The organism is Streptomyces sp. NPDC020807 (genome assembly GCF_040641575.1).
Classification (GTDB): domain Bacteria; phylum Actinomycetota; class Actinomycetes; order Streptomycetales; family Streptomycetaceae; genus Streptomyces.
In genome coordinates this window covers 45,998-61,385 of record NZ_JBFADU010000036.1, presented here as the reverse complement: position 1 = coordinate 61,385, position 15,388 = coordinate 45,998, and the positions used below count along the sequence as shown (strand labels likewise).

Sequence of the window (15,388 nt, the reverse complement as noted above, 5' to 3'; positions counted from 1 at the left end):
CGCCCGGTTACATTCCGAACCCGGAAGCTAAGCCTTTCAGCGCCGATGGTACTGCAGGGGGGACCCTGTGGGAGAGTAGGACACCGCCGAACAATTTTTAGCCTCAACCCCCGGACTCTGTCCGGGGGTTGAGGCATTTTTGCGTTGTGGCCCTGGGTCGGACCCTGTGCGGGGGTGCGGGGTTGCTGAGGGTAAGGTCAGGGGGCAACGTCGGCATCGTTCCAGCAGGAGGCCCCCGGGTGGAGGTCCAGGAGACTCGCGTTCAGACCGACCGGGTCCTCACCATCCCCAACATTCTCAGCATGGCGCGTCTTCTCGGCGTGCCGCTGTTTCTGTGGCTCATTCTCCGTCCCGAGTTCGGCGGACCCAACAGCGACGGGTGGGCGCTGCTCGTCCTGATGCTCAGTGGCGTCAGCGACTACCTGGACGGCAAGCTCGCCCGGCGCTGGAACCAGGTCAGCAGCCTCGGCCGGCTGCTCGACCCGGCGGCTGACCGGTTGTACATCCTGTCCACGCTCGTCGGCCTCACCTGGCGCGAGATTCTGCCGCTGTGGCTGACCGCCGTCCTTCTGGCGCGCGAGGCGATGCTGCTGGTCATGGTGTGGATCCTCCGACGGCACGGGTATCCGCCGCCGCAGGTGAACTTCCTCGGGAAAGCTGCGACTTTCAACTTGATGTACGCGTTTCCGTTGCTGCTTCTCAGTGACGGAACGGGCTGGCTTTCGTCACTCGCTGAAGTTTTCGGGTGGGCCTTCGCCGGATGGGGTACAACTCTGTATTGGTGGGCAGGGATCCTCTACGTGGTCCAGGTCCGTCGACTCGTGAAGGCGGATACCGCGGCCGATTGAGCCCGTCCGTCCCCCGCCAGGCAGCGTCGCCGGCGGGACCGAGGACGCCCGAGGGCCACCGAGCGGACAGGTGAAGTCGGCAGGACCGTCGTCTCTTCAAGGAGGACGCTTCCGACATGAAGGCCGTCGTGATGGCCGGTGGCGAAGGAACCCGACTTCGCCCCATGACTTCGAGCATGCCCAAGCCTCTTCTGCCGGTGGCAAACCGGCCGATCATGGAGCACGTCCTACGACTGCTCAAGAGGCACGGTCTCAACGAGACCGTCGTCACCGTTCAGTTTCTCGCCTCCCTCGTCAGGAATTACTTCGGGGACGGCGAGGAGCTCGGGATGGAGCTCACGTACGCCAACGAGGAGAAGCCGCTCGGCACCGCGGGCAGCGTGAAGAACGCCGAGGAAGCGTTGAAGGACGACGCTTTCCTCGTGATTTCCGGGGACGCGCTCACGGATTTCGATCTGACCGATCTCATCGCCTTTCACAAGGAGAAGGGCGCGCTCGTCACGGTCTGCCTGACCAGGGTGCCCAATCCCCTGGAATTCGGCATCACCATCGTCGACGAGGAGGGGAAGGTCGAGCGGTTCCTCGAGAAGCCGACGTGGGGGCAGGTCTTCTCGGACACGGTGAACACGGGCATCTACGTCATGGAGCCCGAGGTCTTCGACTACGTCGCCGCGGACACGTCGGTCGACTGGTCGGGTGACGTCTTTCCCCAGCTCATGAAGGAAGGCAAGCCGATCTACGGCTATGTCGCCGAGGGCTACTGGGAGGACGTGGGCACGCACGAGAGCTATGTGAAGGCCCAGGCGGACGTCCTGGAGGGCAAGGTCCAGGTCGACATCGACGGCTTCGAGATCTCGCCCGGGGTCTGGGTCGCCGAAGGCGCCGAAGTGCACCCCGACGCCGTGCTGCGCGGACCGCTCTACATCGGCGACTACGCGAAGGTGGAGGCCGAGGCCGAGATCCGGGAGCACACCGTGATCGGCTCGAACGTCGTCGTCAAGAGCGGGGCCTTCCTGCACAAGGCCGTCGTGCACGACAACGTCTACATCGGGCAGCAGAGCAACCTGCGCGGCTGCGTGATCGGCAAGAACACGGACATCATGCGGGCCGCCCGGATCGAGGACGGGGCCGTCATCGGGGACGAGTGCCTCGTGGGCGAGGAGTCGATCGTCCAGGGGAACGTCCGGGTCTACCCGTTCAAGACGATCGAGGCCGGCGCCTTCGTCAACACCTCGGTCATCTGGGAGTCGCGCGGTCAGGCGCACCTCTTCGGGGCGCGCGGCGTCTCCGGGATCCTGAACGTGGAGATCACCCCCGAGCTGGCCGTACGGCTGGCGGGGGCGTACGCCACGACGCTGAAGAAGGGCGCGACCGTCACGACGGCGCGTGACCACTCCCGGGGTGCCCGGGCGCTCAAGCGGGCGGTGATCTCGGCCCTGCAGGCGAGCGCCATCGACGTACGGGATCTGGAGAACGTGCCGCTTCCGGTGGCGCGGCAGCAGACCGCGCGGGGGAGTGCCGGCGGGATCATGGTGCGGACCACGCCCGGCGTGCCGGACTCGGTGGACATCATGTTCTTCGACGAGCGCGGGGCCGACCTCTCGCAGGCGGGTCAGCGGAAGCTGGACCGGGTGTTCGCGCGGCAGGAGTACCGGCGGGCCTTCCCCGGGGAGATCGGCGACCTCTCCTTCCCCGCGAGCGTGTTCGACTCGTACACGGGGTCGCTGTTGCGGAACGTGGACACGTCCGGGATCGCCGAGGCGGGGCTGAAGGTCGTCGTGGACGCCTCCAACGGGAGCGCCGGGCTGGTCCTGCCCAGCCTGCTGGGGCGGCTCCAGGTCGACTCGCTGACCATCAATCCCGGGCTCGACGAGTCGCGGCCCACGGAGTCGGCGGAGAGCCGGCGGGCCGGGCTCGTACGGCTGGGGGAGATCGTGGCGTCGGCGCGGGCCGCGTTCGGCGTGCGGTTCGACCCCGTGGGCGAGCGGCTCTCGCTGGTGGACGAGCGGGGGCGGATCATCGAGGACGACCGGGCGCTGCTGGTCCTCCTCGACCTGGTGGCGGCGGAGCGGAGGTCGGGGCGGGTGGCGCTGCCGGTCACGACCACGCGGATCGCCGAGCAGGTGGCCGCGTACCACGGCACGCAGGTGGAGTGGACGACGACCTCGCCCGACGACCTCACGAGGGTCGGCCGGGAGGAGTCGACGATCTTCGGTGGTGACGGGCGCGGCGGGTTCATCGTGCCCGAGTTCAGCAGCGTCTTCGACGGCGCCGCGGCCTTCGTCCGGCTGATCGGGCTCGTGGCGCGTACGCAGCTCACGTTGAGCCAGATCGACGCGCGGATTCCGCGGGCGCACGTCCTGAAGAAGGACATCCCGACGCCGTGGGCGGTGAAGGGGCTGGTCATGCGGCGGGTGGTGGAGGCGGCCGGGAGCCGGTCGGTGGACACCACGGACGGGGTGCGGGTCGTCGAGGCGGACGGGCGCTGGGTGATGGTGCTGCCGGACCCGGCGGAGGCCGTCACCCATCTGTGGGCGGAGGGACCCGACGACGCCTCCGCGCAGGCCCTGCTCGACGAGTGGGCGGTGGTGGTCGAGGGCGCCGGCAGCTGACCGGAACGGAGGGTTCGGCGGGGAGACGCCCGAGGGGCGTCTCCCCGCCGTTCACAGGGGGCATTCGTTGGTAGGCCGTGCGACGTGCGACGATGTGCGGCATGTCGCAGCAGCCCCCCGTTCGGAGCACCGGATCACCGCCCGCGCGCCCGGACGCGTCGATGTCGCTGCTGAACAACGTCATCGACCACGCGCTCGACGACGGCTACGCCGAGGCGACGGCCCGGCGTGCAGCCGAGGGCCCCGGGCTGCCGCGGCCGCTGCGGGCCAAGCTCGGGGTCGCCGCGGGACTCCTGCTCGCCGCCGTCGTGGTGACGGTCGGTGCCGCCGAGGCGCGGATCTCGGCGCCCGTCGTAGCCAAGGAGCGGCAGGACCTGATCGACCGCATCGAGGGTGACACCAAGGCGGCCGACAAGCTGGAGCAGGACGTCAAGCGGATCCGCGCCGAGGTCGGCGCGCGGCAGAGCCAGGCTCTGGAGCAGCACGGCGGCGACCAGGCCGAGCTCGTCGCGCTCCTGTCCGGAGCGACCCCGGTCCACGGGCCGGGCGTGAAGCTCGTCGTCGACGACGCCAAGGGCACCGACACCGGTGGTGGCGGGCCGCGCGAGAGCAGCGGCTTCTCCGACACGGGCCGGGTGCGCGACCGGGACATGCAGCGGGTGGTCAACGGCCTGTGGGAGTCCGGGGCGGAGGCCGTGTCGATCAACGGGCAGCGGCTGACGTCGCTGTCGGCGATCAGGGCCGCGGGTGACGCGATACTGGTGGACAACAGGCCGCTGGTGCCGCCGTACACCGTCCTCGCCATCGGGGACGGTCAGCGGCTGAGCACGGCGTTCCAGGACAGCGCCGACGGGCAGTACCTGCACGTCCTGGTGGAGAACTTCGGGATCAGGAGCAGCATCTCGGCAGAGGGCTACGTGCGCCTGCCGGCCGCGCCGAGCCTGACCGTACGAACAGCAGAGCCGAGGGGGGCCGGGGCGGCGACGCCGTCCGGCGGGGCCACGGCCGACACAGGGAAGGGCACATCGTGATCGCCGTACTGGGCCTGATCGTCGGAGTCGTGGTCGGACTGTTGGTCCGGCCCGAGGTTCCGGCGGTGGTCGAGCCCTATCTTCCGATCGCCGTGGTGGCCGCCCTGGACGCGGTCTTCGGCGGCCTTCGGGCCATGCTCGACGGCATCTTCGTCGACAAGGTCTTCGTGGTGTCGTTCCTCTCGAACGTGGTCGTGGCCGCGCTGATCGTCTTCCTCGGCGACAAGCTGGGCGTCGGCGCGCAGCTGTCCACGGGTGTGGTGGTCGTGCTCGGCATCCGGATCTTCTCGAACGCGGCCGCCATCCGGCGCCATGTCTTCCGGGCGTGACGCCGATGAGTGAGAACGACGCGATGAACGCGAAGCAGAACGAGAACGCGGAGAAGGCCGAGCCCGAGGAGCCGGTGGGCGAGCGCCCCGAGGCCAGGGCTCCGGAGACGGAACCTTCGGGGGGCGAGGCGCCTCCGGCGGCGGAGGCCCCCGTGCGGGAGTCCGGTGCGCGGGAGTCCGGTGCGCGGGAGTCCGGTGCGCGGGAGTCGGCGGGCGCCGAGGCGGCGCCCGCCGTCGAGGGGCCCAGCGGGCGGAGTCGGCTCGTCGCGGCGCTGTGGCCGCCGCGGGTCACGCGTGCCCAGCTCATCGTCGCGCTGCTGCTCTTCGTCCTCGGGCTCGGTCTCGCCATCCAGGTCTCCTCGACCAGCGAGAACAGTGCGCTGCGCGGGGCGCGGCAGGAGGACCTCGTACGGATCCTCGACGAGCTCGACGACCGGACGCAGCGCCTGGAGGACGAGAAGTCGCGCCTGGAGAAGCAGCGGTCGGAGCTGGAGTCCAGCTCCGACCAGGCCGAGGAGGCCCGCAAGCAGACCCAGGAGAAGGAGCGGCAGCTCGGGATCCTGGCCGGCACGGTCGCGGCCGAGGGGCCGGGCATCACGCTGACGGTCGGGGACCCCACCGGCGCGGTCGAGTCGGACATGCTGCTCGACGCCATCCAGGAGCTGCGTGCCGCGGGCGCGGAGGCGATCCAGGTCAACGGCGTGCGGGTGGTGGCGGACAGCTATTTCACCGGTAGTGGTGACGAGATGGCGATCGATGGAACGAAGGTGACCGCTCCGTACGTCTTCAAGGTCATCGGCAAGCCCGAGGATCTCGAGCCCGCGCTCAACATCCCCGGTGGCGTCGTGCAGACCCTCGAGAAGGAGCAGGCCACGGCCGGGGTGGAGCGGTCGACGAAGATCGTCGTCGATGCCTTGCGACCCGCGAAGCGGCCTGACTACGCTCAGTCGTCCTCGACCTAGGACGGTGGAGGAGGGGGTCCCGCGACATGGGCACGACGTTGCGGGGGGTCGGCGCACCACAACGGTGGTGTGTGGTGGAAACTGTCCGGAGGATACGGACGTTGTGAAGGTGTCCGGGTCGGCAGGTGTGAGGATTTCGGTTCGTCCTGCCCCACGGGCGGGTCTGTTTCGGTCAAGGGGAATCGCCCGTGAGTTTTTTTGCGAAGTTGTTCGGCAAGAGCGGACGTGAGGACGGCGGCAACGCCAGGCACCGCGCGTCGCGCCACGCCCAGAGCGAGGAACAGGGCGGCGAGCGCCCGCTGTTCCGCGACGAGGTCGACGGTCAGGGCGGTGACATTTCGGGCACTCAGGGCGCGTCCTCTGTTGACCCGGCCGGTGCCGCCCGCATAGGTTTCGGGGAACCATCAACCTCAAGTACGGGTGGAGGGTTTACCCCCGACCCGTACGCGACACAGACCTCCGCGGGGCAGCCGCGGCAGGAGGACGCGTCCATGCCCGTGTGTACGAGGTGCGGTCACCGCAACGCGGCCGACAGCCGTTTCTGCTCCCAGTGCGGTACGCCGCTGCGCGGCGGGATCGCCGAGCGGGCGTCCGAGACGACGTCGACGATCTCCATCTCGGGCCTTGAGGCGTACGAGGCGGAGGTCACCGGTCAGACGGCGCTCCCGTCCCTGTCGCCCGAGGCGATGGCGGCCGTGGAGGCGCTGCCTCTGGGGTCGGCGCTCCTCGTGGTGCGCCGCGGGCCGAACTCCGGCAGCCGGTTCCTCCTCGACGGGGAGCTGACGACGGCCGGCCGTCACCCGCAGAGCGACATCTTCCTGGACGACTTCACCGTCTCCCGGCGGCATGTCGAGTTCCGGCGGGGACAGGACGGCCGGTTCACCGTCGCCGACGTCGGCAGCCTCAACGGCACGTACGTCAACCGTGAGCCGATCGACTCGGTCGTTCTGTCCAACGGTGACGAGGTGCAGATCGGCAAGTACCGGCTGGTCTTCTACTCGAGCCAGCGGGGCGTCTGACGACACCGAGAAGACTTCAGGGAAGGTCCATGCTGCGAACACCGACGGGCGGTGCCGGAAACGGCGCCGTCACCGCGGGCGAGCGGCTGGTCAGCATCGGCACGGTGCTGAGCCAGTTGCGCGACGAGTTTCCCGAAGTGACGATCTCGAAGATCCGGTTCCTGGAGGCCGAGGGGCTCGTCGAGCCCCGTCGTACGGCGTCCGGGTACCGGAAGTTCAGCCCGCAGGACGTGGAGCGGCTCGCCCAGATCCTGCGGATGCAGCGGGACCACTACCTTCCGCTGAAGGTCATCCGTGAGCACCTCGACGCCCTGGCCCGGGGCGAGCAGATCAAGCTGCCCGCCCCCGGGCGGCGGGAGATCGCCGAAGGCCCCTGGGAGGCGGAGGGCGAGCGCCCCACCGCCGCACGCGTCGGGCGGGCCGAGCTGCTCGCCGCCGCCGAGGTGACGGAGGTCGAGCTCGCGGAGTGGGAGTCGTTCGGCCTGATCTCCGAGGAGCGGGGCGGCGGCTACGACGCCGAGGCCGTCACGGTCGCGAGACTTGTCGCGGATCTGGGGAGATTCGGTCTCGAACCTCGTCATCTTCGGGGAGTGAAGGCGGCGGCCGACCGCGAGGCGGCGCTGCTCGAGCAGATGGTCGCTCCGCTGCGCCGGCACCGTAATCCGCAGACCAGAGCCCATGCGGAGGCCACGGCGAAGGAGCTCGCCGAGCTGTCGGTGCGGCTGCACGCGGCGTTCGTTCAGTCCGCTCTGGGCATCCGGCTCCAGTGATCTTGGAGGGGCCCGACTATCCAAACCGGTCGGGCACGTCCTAGGGTTGCTGTGTGAACGAGCTCGACGTTGTGGGTGTCCGGGTGGAAATGCCCTCCAACCAGCCGATCGTGCTCCTGCGAGAAGTGGGAGGCGATCGGTACCTCCCCATCTGGATCGGACCGGGTGAGGCGACCGCGATCGCCTTCGCGCAGCAGGGCGTGGCCCCGCCGCGCCCGCTGACGCACGACCTGTTCAAGGACGTGCTGGAGGCCGTGGGCCAGGAGCTGACCGAGGTCCGGATCACGGATCTGCGAGACGGGGTCTTCTATGCCGAGCTGGTCTTCGCCAGCGGTGTCGAGGTGAGTGCCCGGCCTTCGGACGCGATAGCGCTGGCGCTGCGGACGGGGACGCCGATCTACGGCAGCGACGGTGTGCTGGACGACGCCGGCATCGCGATCCCCGACGAGCAGGAGGACGAGGTGGAGAAGTTCCGCGAGTTCCTCGACCAGATCTCACCGGAGGACTTCGGGACCAACAGCCAGTGAGGCGCGTGGCCTGAGCGCGTGGCCTGATCTCGGGGTGCTGTCAGCACATTCGAGTAGCCTTTCCCCGCAGAGAGATACGGGAAACCACTCTCAGGGTGATTATCACTCGGCGTGCCGAGTGTGGCGATCGTTGACGCACCCCGAGTGACTGCCTACCTTCGTGTGGGCAGGTCAAGGACGGAGGGTCGGCGTGATGAGCAGCGCGGACGGTACGGCAGGGAGCTCGGTCGGACGTGTGTCCGCGGAGCCGGGGCCGTATCCGCTTCACGGCAGTGTGGGCGACTTCGGCAGCGACGCGAGTACGAGTCCGTCGGCCGACGAGATCGGGTACCGCGGGCCCACGGCCTGCGCGGCGGCCGGCATCACCTACCGCCAACTGGACTACTGGGCGCGCACCGGGCTCGTGGAGCCGAGTGTGCGGCCCGCGTACGGGTCGGGGACCCAGCGCCTCTACAGCTTCCGTGACGTCGTCGTCCTGAAGATCGTCAAGCGTTTCCTCGACACCGGGGTGGCGCTGCAGAACATCCGGGCGGCTGTGCAGCACCTGCGGGCCCGGGGCTTCCGCGATCTGGAGCGGATGACGCTGATGAGCGACGGGGCGACCGTCTACGAGTGCTCCTCGCCCGACGAGGTCGTCTCGCTGCTCCAGGGCGGGCAGGGCGTCTTCGGGATCGCCGTCGGCGTGGTCTGGCGGGACGTGGAGGCCGCGCTGTCGCAGCTGCACGGGGAGCGGGTCGACACGGGCGAGACGCTCGTCGGGAACAACCCGGGTGACGAGCTGGCCCGGCGGCGGCGCGACAAGGCCGTCTGAGGCCGCGTCTCCCCGTTGTCAGTGGCATGGGGCAGCATCAAAGCTGTGAGAGCCGTGCCCACGATCCTGCATCTCGACATGGATGCGTTCTTCGCCGCCGCCGAGCAGGCGGCGAAGCCCAGCCTGCGCGGAAAGCCCGTCGTCGTCGGCGGGCTCGGGCCGCGCGGGGTGGTCGCCACCGCCTCGTACGAGGCGCGGCGGCTCGGGGTCCACTCGGCCATGCCGATGGGGCAGGCGCGGCGGCTCGCGCCGAACGCCGCGTACCTCGTGCCCAGGTTCTCGTTCTACCGGTCCATCAGCGAACAGGTCATGGAGCTGCTCGGGCGGCTGTCGCCGCTCGTGGAGCCGCTCAGCCTGGACGAGGCCTTCGTGGATCTGGAGGCCGGGGGCGTCGCCGAGGACAGCGCGGGCGCGCGGGCCGTCGGCGAGCGGCTGCGGGCCGACATCCTGGCGACGACCGGGCTGACCGGTTCGGTGGGGCTCGCCGGGTCGAAGATGATCGCGAAGATCGCCTCGGAGGAGGCGAAGCCGGACGGGCTGGTGCTGATCGAGCCGGGCACGGAGCGGCAGCTGCTCGGTCCGCGGTCCGTGCGGATCCTGCCCGGGGTCGGGCCCGCGACCGGGGAGCACCTGAGACGGGCCGGCATGACCACGGTGGCCGATCTCGCCGAGGCCGGCGAGGACGAGCTCGTACGGCTCCTGGGGCGGGCTCACGGGGGGTCGCTGTTCCGGATGGCGCAGGGGTACGACGACCGGGCCGTGGTGGCCGAGCGGGACGCCAAGTCGGTGTCCGTGGAGGACACCTTCGACGTGGACCTGCACGACCGGGTGCGGATCAGGGTCGAGGTCGAGCGGCTCGCCGAGCGGTGTGTGGGGCGGCTGCGGGCCTCGGGGCACTCGGGGCGGACGATCGTGCTGAAGGTGCGGCGGTTCGACTTCTCGACGCTGACCCGGTCCGAGACGCTGCGGGGGCCGACGGACGACCCGATGGTGGTGCGGGAGGCCGCGGGGCGGCTTCTGGAGGCGGTGGACACGACCGGGGGTGTGCGGCTGCTCGGCGTCGGGGTCAGCGGGCTCGCGGACTACACGCAGGAGGATCTGTTCGCCCAGGCCGAGGCGGCTGAGGCAGCTGAGGCGGCAGCGGCCGCCGTGGTCGCCGGGGCCGCTGTCACGGGCTCTGGAGAGGCCGTGGGGGACGCCGTGGCGCTACCCGGGGCAGAGGGGCCCGAGGCCGCTCCGGAGGCCGTGGAGCGGCGCTGGGCGCCCGGGCTCGACGTACGGCATGCCGAGTACGGGCCCGGGTGGGTCCAGGGGAGCGGGGTGGGGCGGGTCACGGTGCGGTTCGAGGAGCCGTGGACGGTGCCGGGGCGGGTGCGGACCTTCCCGGTGGACGACCCGGAGCTCGAACCCTCGGAGCCGGTGCCGCTGGTGCGCGGTGCGGCGCAGACCGCCCCGGAGAGGTGACCGGGCGGCGTGAGGGTTCTCCCCGGCGGCGGACGCGCGAGGGTGCCGGAGGCCGGCGTCAGGGGCCCTCCTGGCCCGCGAGGCGGCCGAAGTCGGTGTCCGGGGCGTCCTGGGGCGCGGGGGGCAGGTCGAGTCTGTAGTGGCGGTAGAGCTGGAGCTCCTGTGCGGGGGAGAGGTGGCGGCCCACGCCGAAGTCGGGGGCGTCCTTGATGAGGGCACGCTCGTACGGGACGTGCAGGCCGTCGTCGAGCAGGTCGCTCGGTTCCAGCGGGACGAAGGCGTCCCGGCTGAACAGGCCCGTGCGGACCGCGGCCCATTCGGGGACTCCGGTCGCGTCGTCCAGGTACACCTCGTCCACGGTTCCGATCTTGTTTCCGTTCCGGTCGAACGCCTTGCGGCCGATCAGGCTGCGCGGATCGATGTCGGTCTGCACGGTCCCTCCAACTGGTCGCAACTGCTCTACACCCCTACGAAAGTGCACAACTGGGATGTCGGCCACTTGAGCGATAGGGTCCGCAACCTCGCTGGTAGGCTGGCTGTGGCTGTCGACCCCGTGCGGGAGAGTCCCCCGGAGAAACCTTCCGGTGGGCGCCGAAGGAGCAAATCCTCCCCGGAATCTCTCAGGCCCCTGTACCGCGCGGACGAGGTCACTCTGGAAAGCAGAGCGGTGTCCGACGGCACGCGCTCTCACCGACGGTGAAAGCCGGCGTGCCGCGAGGCGTGCCGGTGAAACTCTCAGGTTGAGATGACAGAGGGGGAGGCCGTCCGGGTACCCGCGCCGTGGTGCCCCTCGCAGGTCGTGACGACCAGGAGGCCTCCGTACATGACCGCCAACCGCATTCCGCTCTCCGAGCTCGAGCAGGGCATCCCGTTCGAGCAGCGGCACATCGGGCCCGACGCCGAGGCGCGGGCCAAGATGCTCGCTCAGGTCGGCTTCGGCTCGCTCGACGAGCTCACCGCCGCCGCGGTGCCGGACGTGATCAAGAACGCCGAGGCGCTGGGCCTGCCCGCCGCCCGCACCGAGGCAGAGGTCCTCGCCGAGCTGCGCACGCTCGCCGACCGCAACCAGGTCCTCGCCCCGATGATCGGCCTGGGCTACTACGGCACCTTCACGCCGCCGGTCATCCTCCGCAACGTGATGGAGAACCCCGCCTGGTACACGGCCTACACGCCGTACCAGCCGGAGATCTCCCAGGGCCGCCTGGAGGCCCTCCTCAACTTCCAGACCATGGTCGCCGACCTGACCGGTCTGCCCACCTCCGGCGCCTCCCTCCTCGACGAGGGCACCGCCGCCGCCGAGGCCATGGCCCTCGCCCGGCGCGTCGGCAAGGTCAAGAACGGCGTCTTCCTCGTCGACGCCGACGCCCTGCCGCAGACGATCGCCGTCATCGAGACCCGCGCCGAGCCGACCGGTGTCGAGGTCGTCGTCGCCGACCTCAGCGAGGGCATCCCCGCGGAGATCGCCGAGCGCGGCGTCTTCGGCGTCCTGCTCCAGTACCCGGGCGCCTCCGGTGCCGTCCGCGACATCAAGCCGCTGATCGACGCCGCCCACGAGCTCGGCGCGATCGTCACCGTCGCCGCCGACCTCCTCGCGCTGACGCTGCTCACCTCGCCCGGCGAGCTGGGCGCGGACATCGCCGTCGGCACCACCCAGCGCTTCGGCGTCCCGATGGGCTTCGGCGGTCCGCACGCCGGTTACATGGCGGTCCAGGACAAGCACGCCCGCTCCCTGCCGGGCCGCCTCGTCGGCGTCTCCGTCGACGCCGACGGCAACCGCGCCTACCGACTGGCCCTCCAGACCCGCGAGCAGCACATCCGCCGCGAGAAGGCCACCAGCAACATCTGCACCGCCCAGGTGCTCCTCGCCGTCATGGCCGGCATGTACGCCGTCTACCACGGCCCGGACGGCCTGAAGCAGATCGCCGAGCGCACCCACCGGTACGCCGCGATCCTCGCCGCGGGTCTGACCGCCGGCGGCGTCGACGTCGTGCACGGCTCGTACTTCGACACCCTCACCGTCCGCGTCCCCGGCAAGGCCGACGAGGTCGTCGCCGCCGCCCGCGCGGCCGGCGTGAACCTCTACCGCGTCGACGCCGACCTCGTCTCGATCTCCTGTGACGAGACCACCGGCCGCGAGCAGCTCGCCGCCGTCTGGGGTGCCTTCGGCGTGACGGCCGACATCGAGGCGCTCGACGCCTCCGTCGAGGACACCCTGCCGTCCGCTCTGCTGCGCTCCGACGCGTACCTGACCCACCCGGTCTTCCACGCGCACCGCTCCGAGACCTCGATGCTGCGCTACCTGCGCCGCCTCGCGGACCGCGACTACGCGCTGGACCGCGGCATGATCCCGCTCGGCTCCTGCACGATGAAGCTGAACGCGACCACCGAGATGGAGCCGGTGACCTGGCCCGAGTTCGGCCAGATCCACCCCTTCGCCCCGGTCGACCAGGCGCAGGGCTACGTCACGCTCATCACCGAGCTGGAGGAGCGCCTCGCCGAGGTCACCGGCTACGACAAGGTGTCGATCCAGCCGAACGCCGGCTCGCAGGGCGAGCTGGCCGGTCTGCTGGCCGTCCGCGCCTACCACCGCGCCAACGGCGACCTCCAGCGCACCGTCTGCCTCATCCCGTCCTCCGCGCACGGCACCAACGCCGCCTCCGCGGTCATGGCCGGCATGAAGGTCGTCGTGGTCAAGACCGCCGACGACGGCGAGGTGGACGTCGCGGACCTGCGCGCCAAGATCGAGCAGTACCGCGACGAGCTGTCCGTGCTGATGATCACCTACCCGTCGACGCACGGCGTCTTCGAGGAGCACGTCGCCGACATCTGCGCCGAGGTCCACGAGGCCGGCGGCCAGGTGTACGTCGACGGCGCCAACCTCAACGCGCTCGTCGGCCTCGCCAAGCCGGGCAAGTTCGGCGGCGACGTGTCGCACCTGAACCTGCACAAGACCTTCTGCATCCCGCACGGCGGCGGCGGCCCCGGTGTCGGCCCGGTCGGCGTGCGGTCCCACCTGGCCCCGTACCTCCCGAACCACCCGCTCCAGCCCACCGCGGGCCCGGAGACGGGCGTCGGCCCGATCTCGGCCGCCCCGTGGGGCTCCGCCGGCATCCTGCCGATCTCGTGGTCGTACGTCCGCCTGATGGGCGGCGAGGGCCTCAAGCGCGCCACGCAGGTGGCCGTGCTCGCGGCGAACTACATCGCCAAGCGCCTCGAGCCGCACTTCCCGGTGCTCTACACCGGCCCGGCCGGTCTGGTCGCCCACGAGTGCATCGTGGACCTCCGTCCGCTCTCGAAGGAGACGGGCGTCACCGTCGACGACATCGCGAAGCGCCTCATCGACTACGGCTTCCACGCCCCGACGATGTCCTTCCCGGTCGCCGGCACGCTGATGATCGAGCCGACCGAGTCCGAGGACCTCACCGAGCTCGACCGCTTCTGCGACACGATGATCGCCATCCGCGGCGAGATCGAGAAGGTCGCCTCCGGCGAGTGGCCCGCCGAGGACAACCCGCTGCACAACGCCCCGCACACCGCGGCCTCGCTGGGCGGCGAGTGGAACCACGCGTACACCCGCGACGAGGCCGTCTTCCCGGCCGGTGTCTCGGCCGCCGACAAGTACTGGCCGCCGGTCCGCCGCATCGACGGCGCCTTCGGCGACCGGAACCTGGTCTGCTCCTGCCCGCCCATGGACGAGTACGACCACTGAGTCGCTCGGGAGGCCGGCCGCACATGAGCTGAGCCACTCGTGAGACGAGGGCCGGTCCGGAGGATCTCCTCCGGGCCGGCCCTCGGCGTTTCCTGGCCTCGTCCGCTCGCCGCCTCAGGCGGCGGTCGTCACCTGTCCCGCCGTCAGCGGCCGGTGCGGGGCGATGATCTGCCCGTCCGGCAGCAGTTCACCGGTGTCCTCGAAGAGCAGGACGCCGTTGCACAGCAGGCTCCAGCCCTGCTCCGGGTGGTGCGCCATCAGTCGGGCCGCCTCCCGGTCGGCGGAGTCGGCGGTGGGACAGGCAGGCTGGTGCTGGCACATGGGTGGGTTCTTTCGCTGCGTCGTCGTGGTGGATGTCCTGCGGCTCTTCGCGCTCATCGCCGCCCCCGTCGGTCGGTTGGGTTCCGGTCCCAGTCTTGCCCCCTGGACGGGCTTCCGCAGGTATTTCGCGTCAGCTCGTCCTCTTCGGGGAAGACGCATCACCCCCAGGGGCGGTTCGCGCCAACTGCACCGTCTCTTCGGGTGGTTCGGGGTGGTCCGAGCGGGCTAGTCCGTACGGGAGGTGTGTTCGGGTGGCGCGTTCGGGTGCGGGTTTCGGACAGCAGTGCGCCCCGTGACCCGGTCGGGCCGCGGGGCGCGGTCTGGGGTCTCGGCGCGGTGGATCAGGCGGGCGCCGCGGAGCCCAGGAGGGGCGGCGGCGCGAGACGCGTACTGAGCACGGGCAGGAGATCGGCCACCTGGTACGGCCGGTGGGCCGCGATTCCCGGCGGGGCGGGAGCGAGGGGAACGAGGAGATCGGCCGCGGCCGGGACGACGGTGGTGCCGTCGGCCTCCGGTTCGGCGTGCAGCCAGAGCGTCAGCATGTAGAGCTCCGGTACGGAGAGGAGCCGGGGCTGGTACGGGGTCGGCAGCGCCTCGGCCTGGACCAGGGCCCGTTCCGTCGACGTGACGTACGGCCCCTCGAAGAAGTGGGAGAAGGTCCAGCCGTCCGGGGTGAGCATGGTGTCCGCGGCGGCGATGGCCCGGTCGCCGCCGCGGATCAGGAAGCGCCAGCCGGCGAGACGGATGCGGGGTGCCCGTCCCGGTGCTCCCGTGACGTCGAGGACGTGCACGGGAAGCGGGAGTTCGGGGCTCAGCGGTCCCTGCGCGGCCCGCAGTGCGGGCGTTCGCGCCTCGCGGACGGCGGTCGGGGAACCGAGGGCCGCGAGGACGCTGCGGAGGGCAGGCGCGGGGGCCGGGGTGGGTCGGAGCATGGTGGGTCGCCTCTCACTCAGGAGACACGGTGATGCGTGGGCAAATACGACGG

13 protein-coding genes, 1 rRNA gene, 1 pseudogene and 1 riboswitch are annotated in these 15,388 nt (G+C 70.7%); of the genes and pseudogenes, 12 read left to right on the top strand and 3 right to left on the bottom strand.

Annotated features, from left to right (window positions below; all coding sequences use genetic code 11):
* From rrf to AB0G79_RS31550, 11 genes and pseudogenes are all read left to right on the top strand, one after another.
* A 5S ribosomal RNA gene (gene rrf / locus AB0G79_RS31600) occupies positions 1–92 on the top strand; the annotation flags it as partial.
* Positions 93–239: 147 nt separating this feature from the next.
* The gene (locus AB0G79_RS31595; RefSeq protein WP_360812582.1) at positions 240–848 is read left to right on the top strand and encodes a CDP-alcohol phosphatidyltransferase family protein; all 609 of its coding nucleotides are present in this window, start codon (positions 240–242) and stop codon (positions 846–848) included.
* A 116-nt stretch (positions 849–964) separates the two neighbouring features.
* Positions 965–3,460: a mannose-1-phosphate guanyltransferase gene (locus AB0G79_RS31590; protein ID WP_360812580.1), complete on the top strand. Its 2,496-nt coding sequence runs from the start codon at positions 965–967 to the stop codon at positions 3,458–3,460.
* A 101-nt stretch (positions 3,461–3,561) separates the two neighbouring features.
* On the top strand, positions 3,562–4,491 hold the full coding sequence (locus tag AB0G79_RS31585; RefSeq protein ID WP_360812578.1) for a DUF881 domain-containing protein: 930 nt from the start codon (positions 3,562–3,564) through the stop codon (positions 4,489–4,491).
* A complete protein-coding gene (locus AB0G79_RS31580) occupies positions 4,488–4,820 on the top strand; it encodes a small basic family protein (RefSeq protein ID WP_015032176.1) in 333 nt (110 codons plus the stop codon). The genes AB0G79_RS31585 and AB0G79_RS31580 overlap by 4 nt, the downstream gene beginning before the upstream one ends.
* A gap of 5 nt (positions 4,821–4,825) precedes the next feature.
* Positions 4,826–5,782, top strand: coding sequence for a DUF881 domain-containing protein (locus AB0G79_RS31575; protein ID WP_360812576.1), 957 nt, complete (start codon positions 4,826–4,828; stop codon positions 5,780–5,782).
* 81 nt (positions 5,783–5,863) lie between these two features.
* Positions 5,864–6,801, top strand: a pseudogene (locus AB0G79_RS31570) (FHA domain-containing protein).
* 29 nt (positions 6,802–6,830) lie between these two features.
* The gene (locus AB0G79_RS31565) at positions 6,831–7,571 is read left to right on the top strand and encodes a MerR family transcriptional regulator (RefSeq protein WP_360812574.1); all 741 of its coding nucleotides are present in this window, start codon (positions 6,831–6,833) and stop codon (positions 7,569–7,571) included.
* 53 nt (positions 7,572–7,624) lie between these two features.
* A complete protein-coding gene (locus AB0G79_RS31560) occupies positions 7,625–8,098 on the top strand; it encodes a bifunctional nuclease family protein (RefSeq protein ID WP_360812572.1) in 474 nt (157 codons plus the stop codon).
* A gap of 193 nt (positions 8,099–8,291) precedes the next feature.
* Positions 8,292–8,909 (top strand): MerR family transcriptional regulator, encoded by a 618-nt coding sequence (locus AB0G79_RS31555; protein WP_360812570.1) that lies wholly within the window; start codon positions 8,292–8,294, stop codon positions 8,907–8,909.
* Between the two features lie 45 nt (positions 8,910–8,954).
* Positions 8,955–10,373 (top strand): DNA polymerase IV, encoded by a 1,419-nt coding sequence (locus tag AB0G79_RS31550; RefSeq protein ID WP_360812568.1) that lies wholly within the window; start codon positions 8,955–8,957, stop codon positions 10,371–10,373.
* 58 nt (positions 10,374–10,431) lie between these two features.
* Here the strand turns inward: AB0G79_RS31550 and AB0G79_RS31545 are convergent, their stop codons facing one another.
* On the bottom strand, positions 10,432–10,806 hold the full coding sequence (locus AB0G79_RS31545) for a PRC-barrel domain-containing protein (protein WP_360812566.1): 375 nt from the start codon (positions 10,804–10,806) through the stop codon (positions 10,432–10,434).
* A gap of 113 nt (positions 10,807–10,919) precedes the next feature.
* Positions 10,920–11,019: riboswitch (glycine riboswitch) on the top strand.
* A 177-nt stretch (positions 11,020–11,196) separates the two neighbouring features.
* Here AB0G79_RS31545 and gcvP point away from each other — a divergent pair.
* Positions 11,197–14,082, top strand: a complete 2,886-nt coding sequence (gene gcvP / locus AB0G79_RS31540; RefSeq protein WP_360812564.1) for an aminomethyl-transferring glycine dehydrogenase — start codon at positions 11,197–11,199, stop codon at positions 14,080–14,082.
* A gap of 114 nt (positions 14,083–14,196) precedes the next feature.
* On the opposite strand, the gene AB0G79_RS31535 is transcribed toward gcvP, so the two are convergent.
* Both AB0G79_RS31535 and AB0G79_RS31530 read right to left on the bottom strand, forming a co-directional pair.
* On the bottom strand, positions 14,197–14,403 hold the full coding sequence (locus tag AB0G79_RS31535; RefSeq protein WP_017238438.1) for a DUF5999 family protein: 207 nt from the start codon (positions 14,401–14,403) through the stop codon (positions 14,197–14,199).
* 341 nt (positions 14,404–14,744) lie between these two features.
* The gene (locus AB0G79_RS31530; protein ID WP_360812562.1) at positions 14,745–15,335 is read right to left on the bottom strand and encodes a hypothetical protein; all 591 of its coding nucleotides are present in this window, start codon (positions 15,333–15,335) and stop codon (positions 14,745–14,747) included.
* Between the last annotated feature and the right edge of the window lie 53 nt (positions 15,336–15,388).

Excerpts from the sequence above, each read along its gene's own strand:
- AB0G79_RS31535 (WP_017238438.1), bottom strand. The coding sequence starts at position 14,403 with ATGTGCCAGCACCAGCCTGCCTGTCCCACCGCCGACTCCGCCGACCGG.
- AB0G79_RS31565 (WP_360812574.1), top strand. The coding sequence starts at position 6,831 with ATGCTGCGAACACCGACGGGCGGTGCCGGAAACGGCGCCGTCACCGCG.
- AB0G79_RS31585 (WP_360812578.1), top strand. The coding sequence starts at position 3,562 with ATGTCGCAGCAGCCCCCCGTTCGGAGCACCGGATCACCGCCCGCGCGC.
- AB0G79_RS31575 (WP_360812576.1), top strand. The coding sequence starts at position 4,826 with ATGAGTGAGAACGACGCGATGAACGCGAAGCAGAACGAGAACGCGGAG.
- AB0G79_RS31590 (WP_360812580.1), top strand. The coding sequence starts at position 965 with ATGAAGGCCGTCGTGATGGCCGGTGGCGAAGGAACCCGACTTCGCCCC.
- AB0G79_RS31530 (WP_360812562.1), bottom strand. The coding sequence starts at position 15,335 with ATGCTCCGACCCACCCCGGCCCCCGCGCCTGCCCTCCGCAGCGTCCTC.
- AB0G79_RS31555 (WP_360812570.1), top strand. The coding sequence starts at position 8,292 with ATGAGCAGCGCGGACGGTACGGCAGGGAGCTCGGTCGGACGTGTGTCC.
- gcvP (WP_360812564.1), top strand. The coding sequence starts at position 11,197 with ATGACCGCCAACCGCATTCCGCTCTCCGAGCTCGAGCAGGGCATCCCG.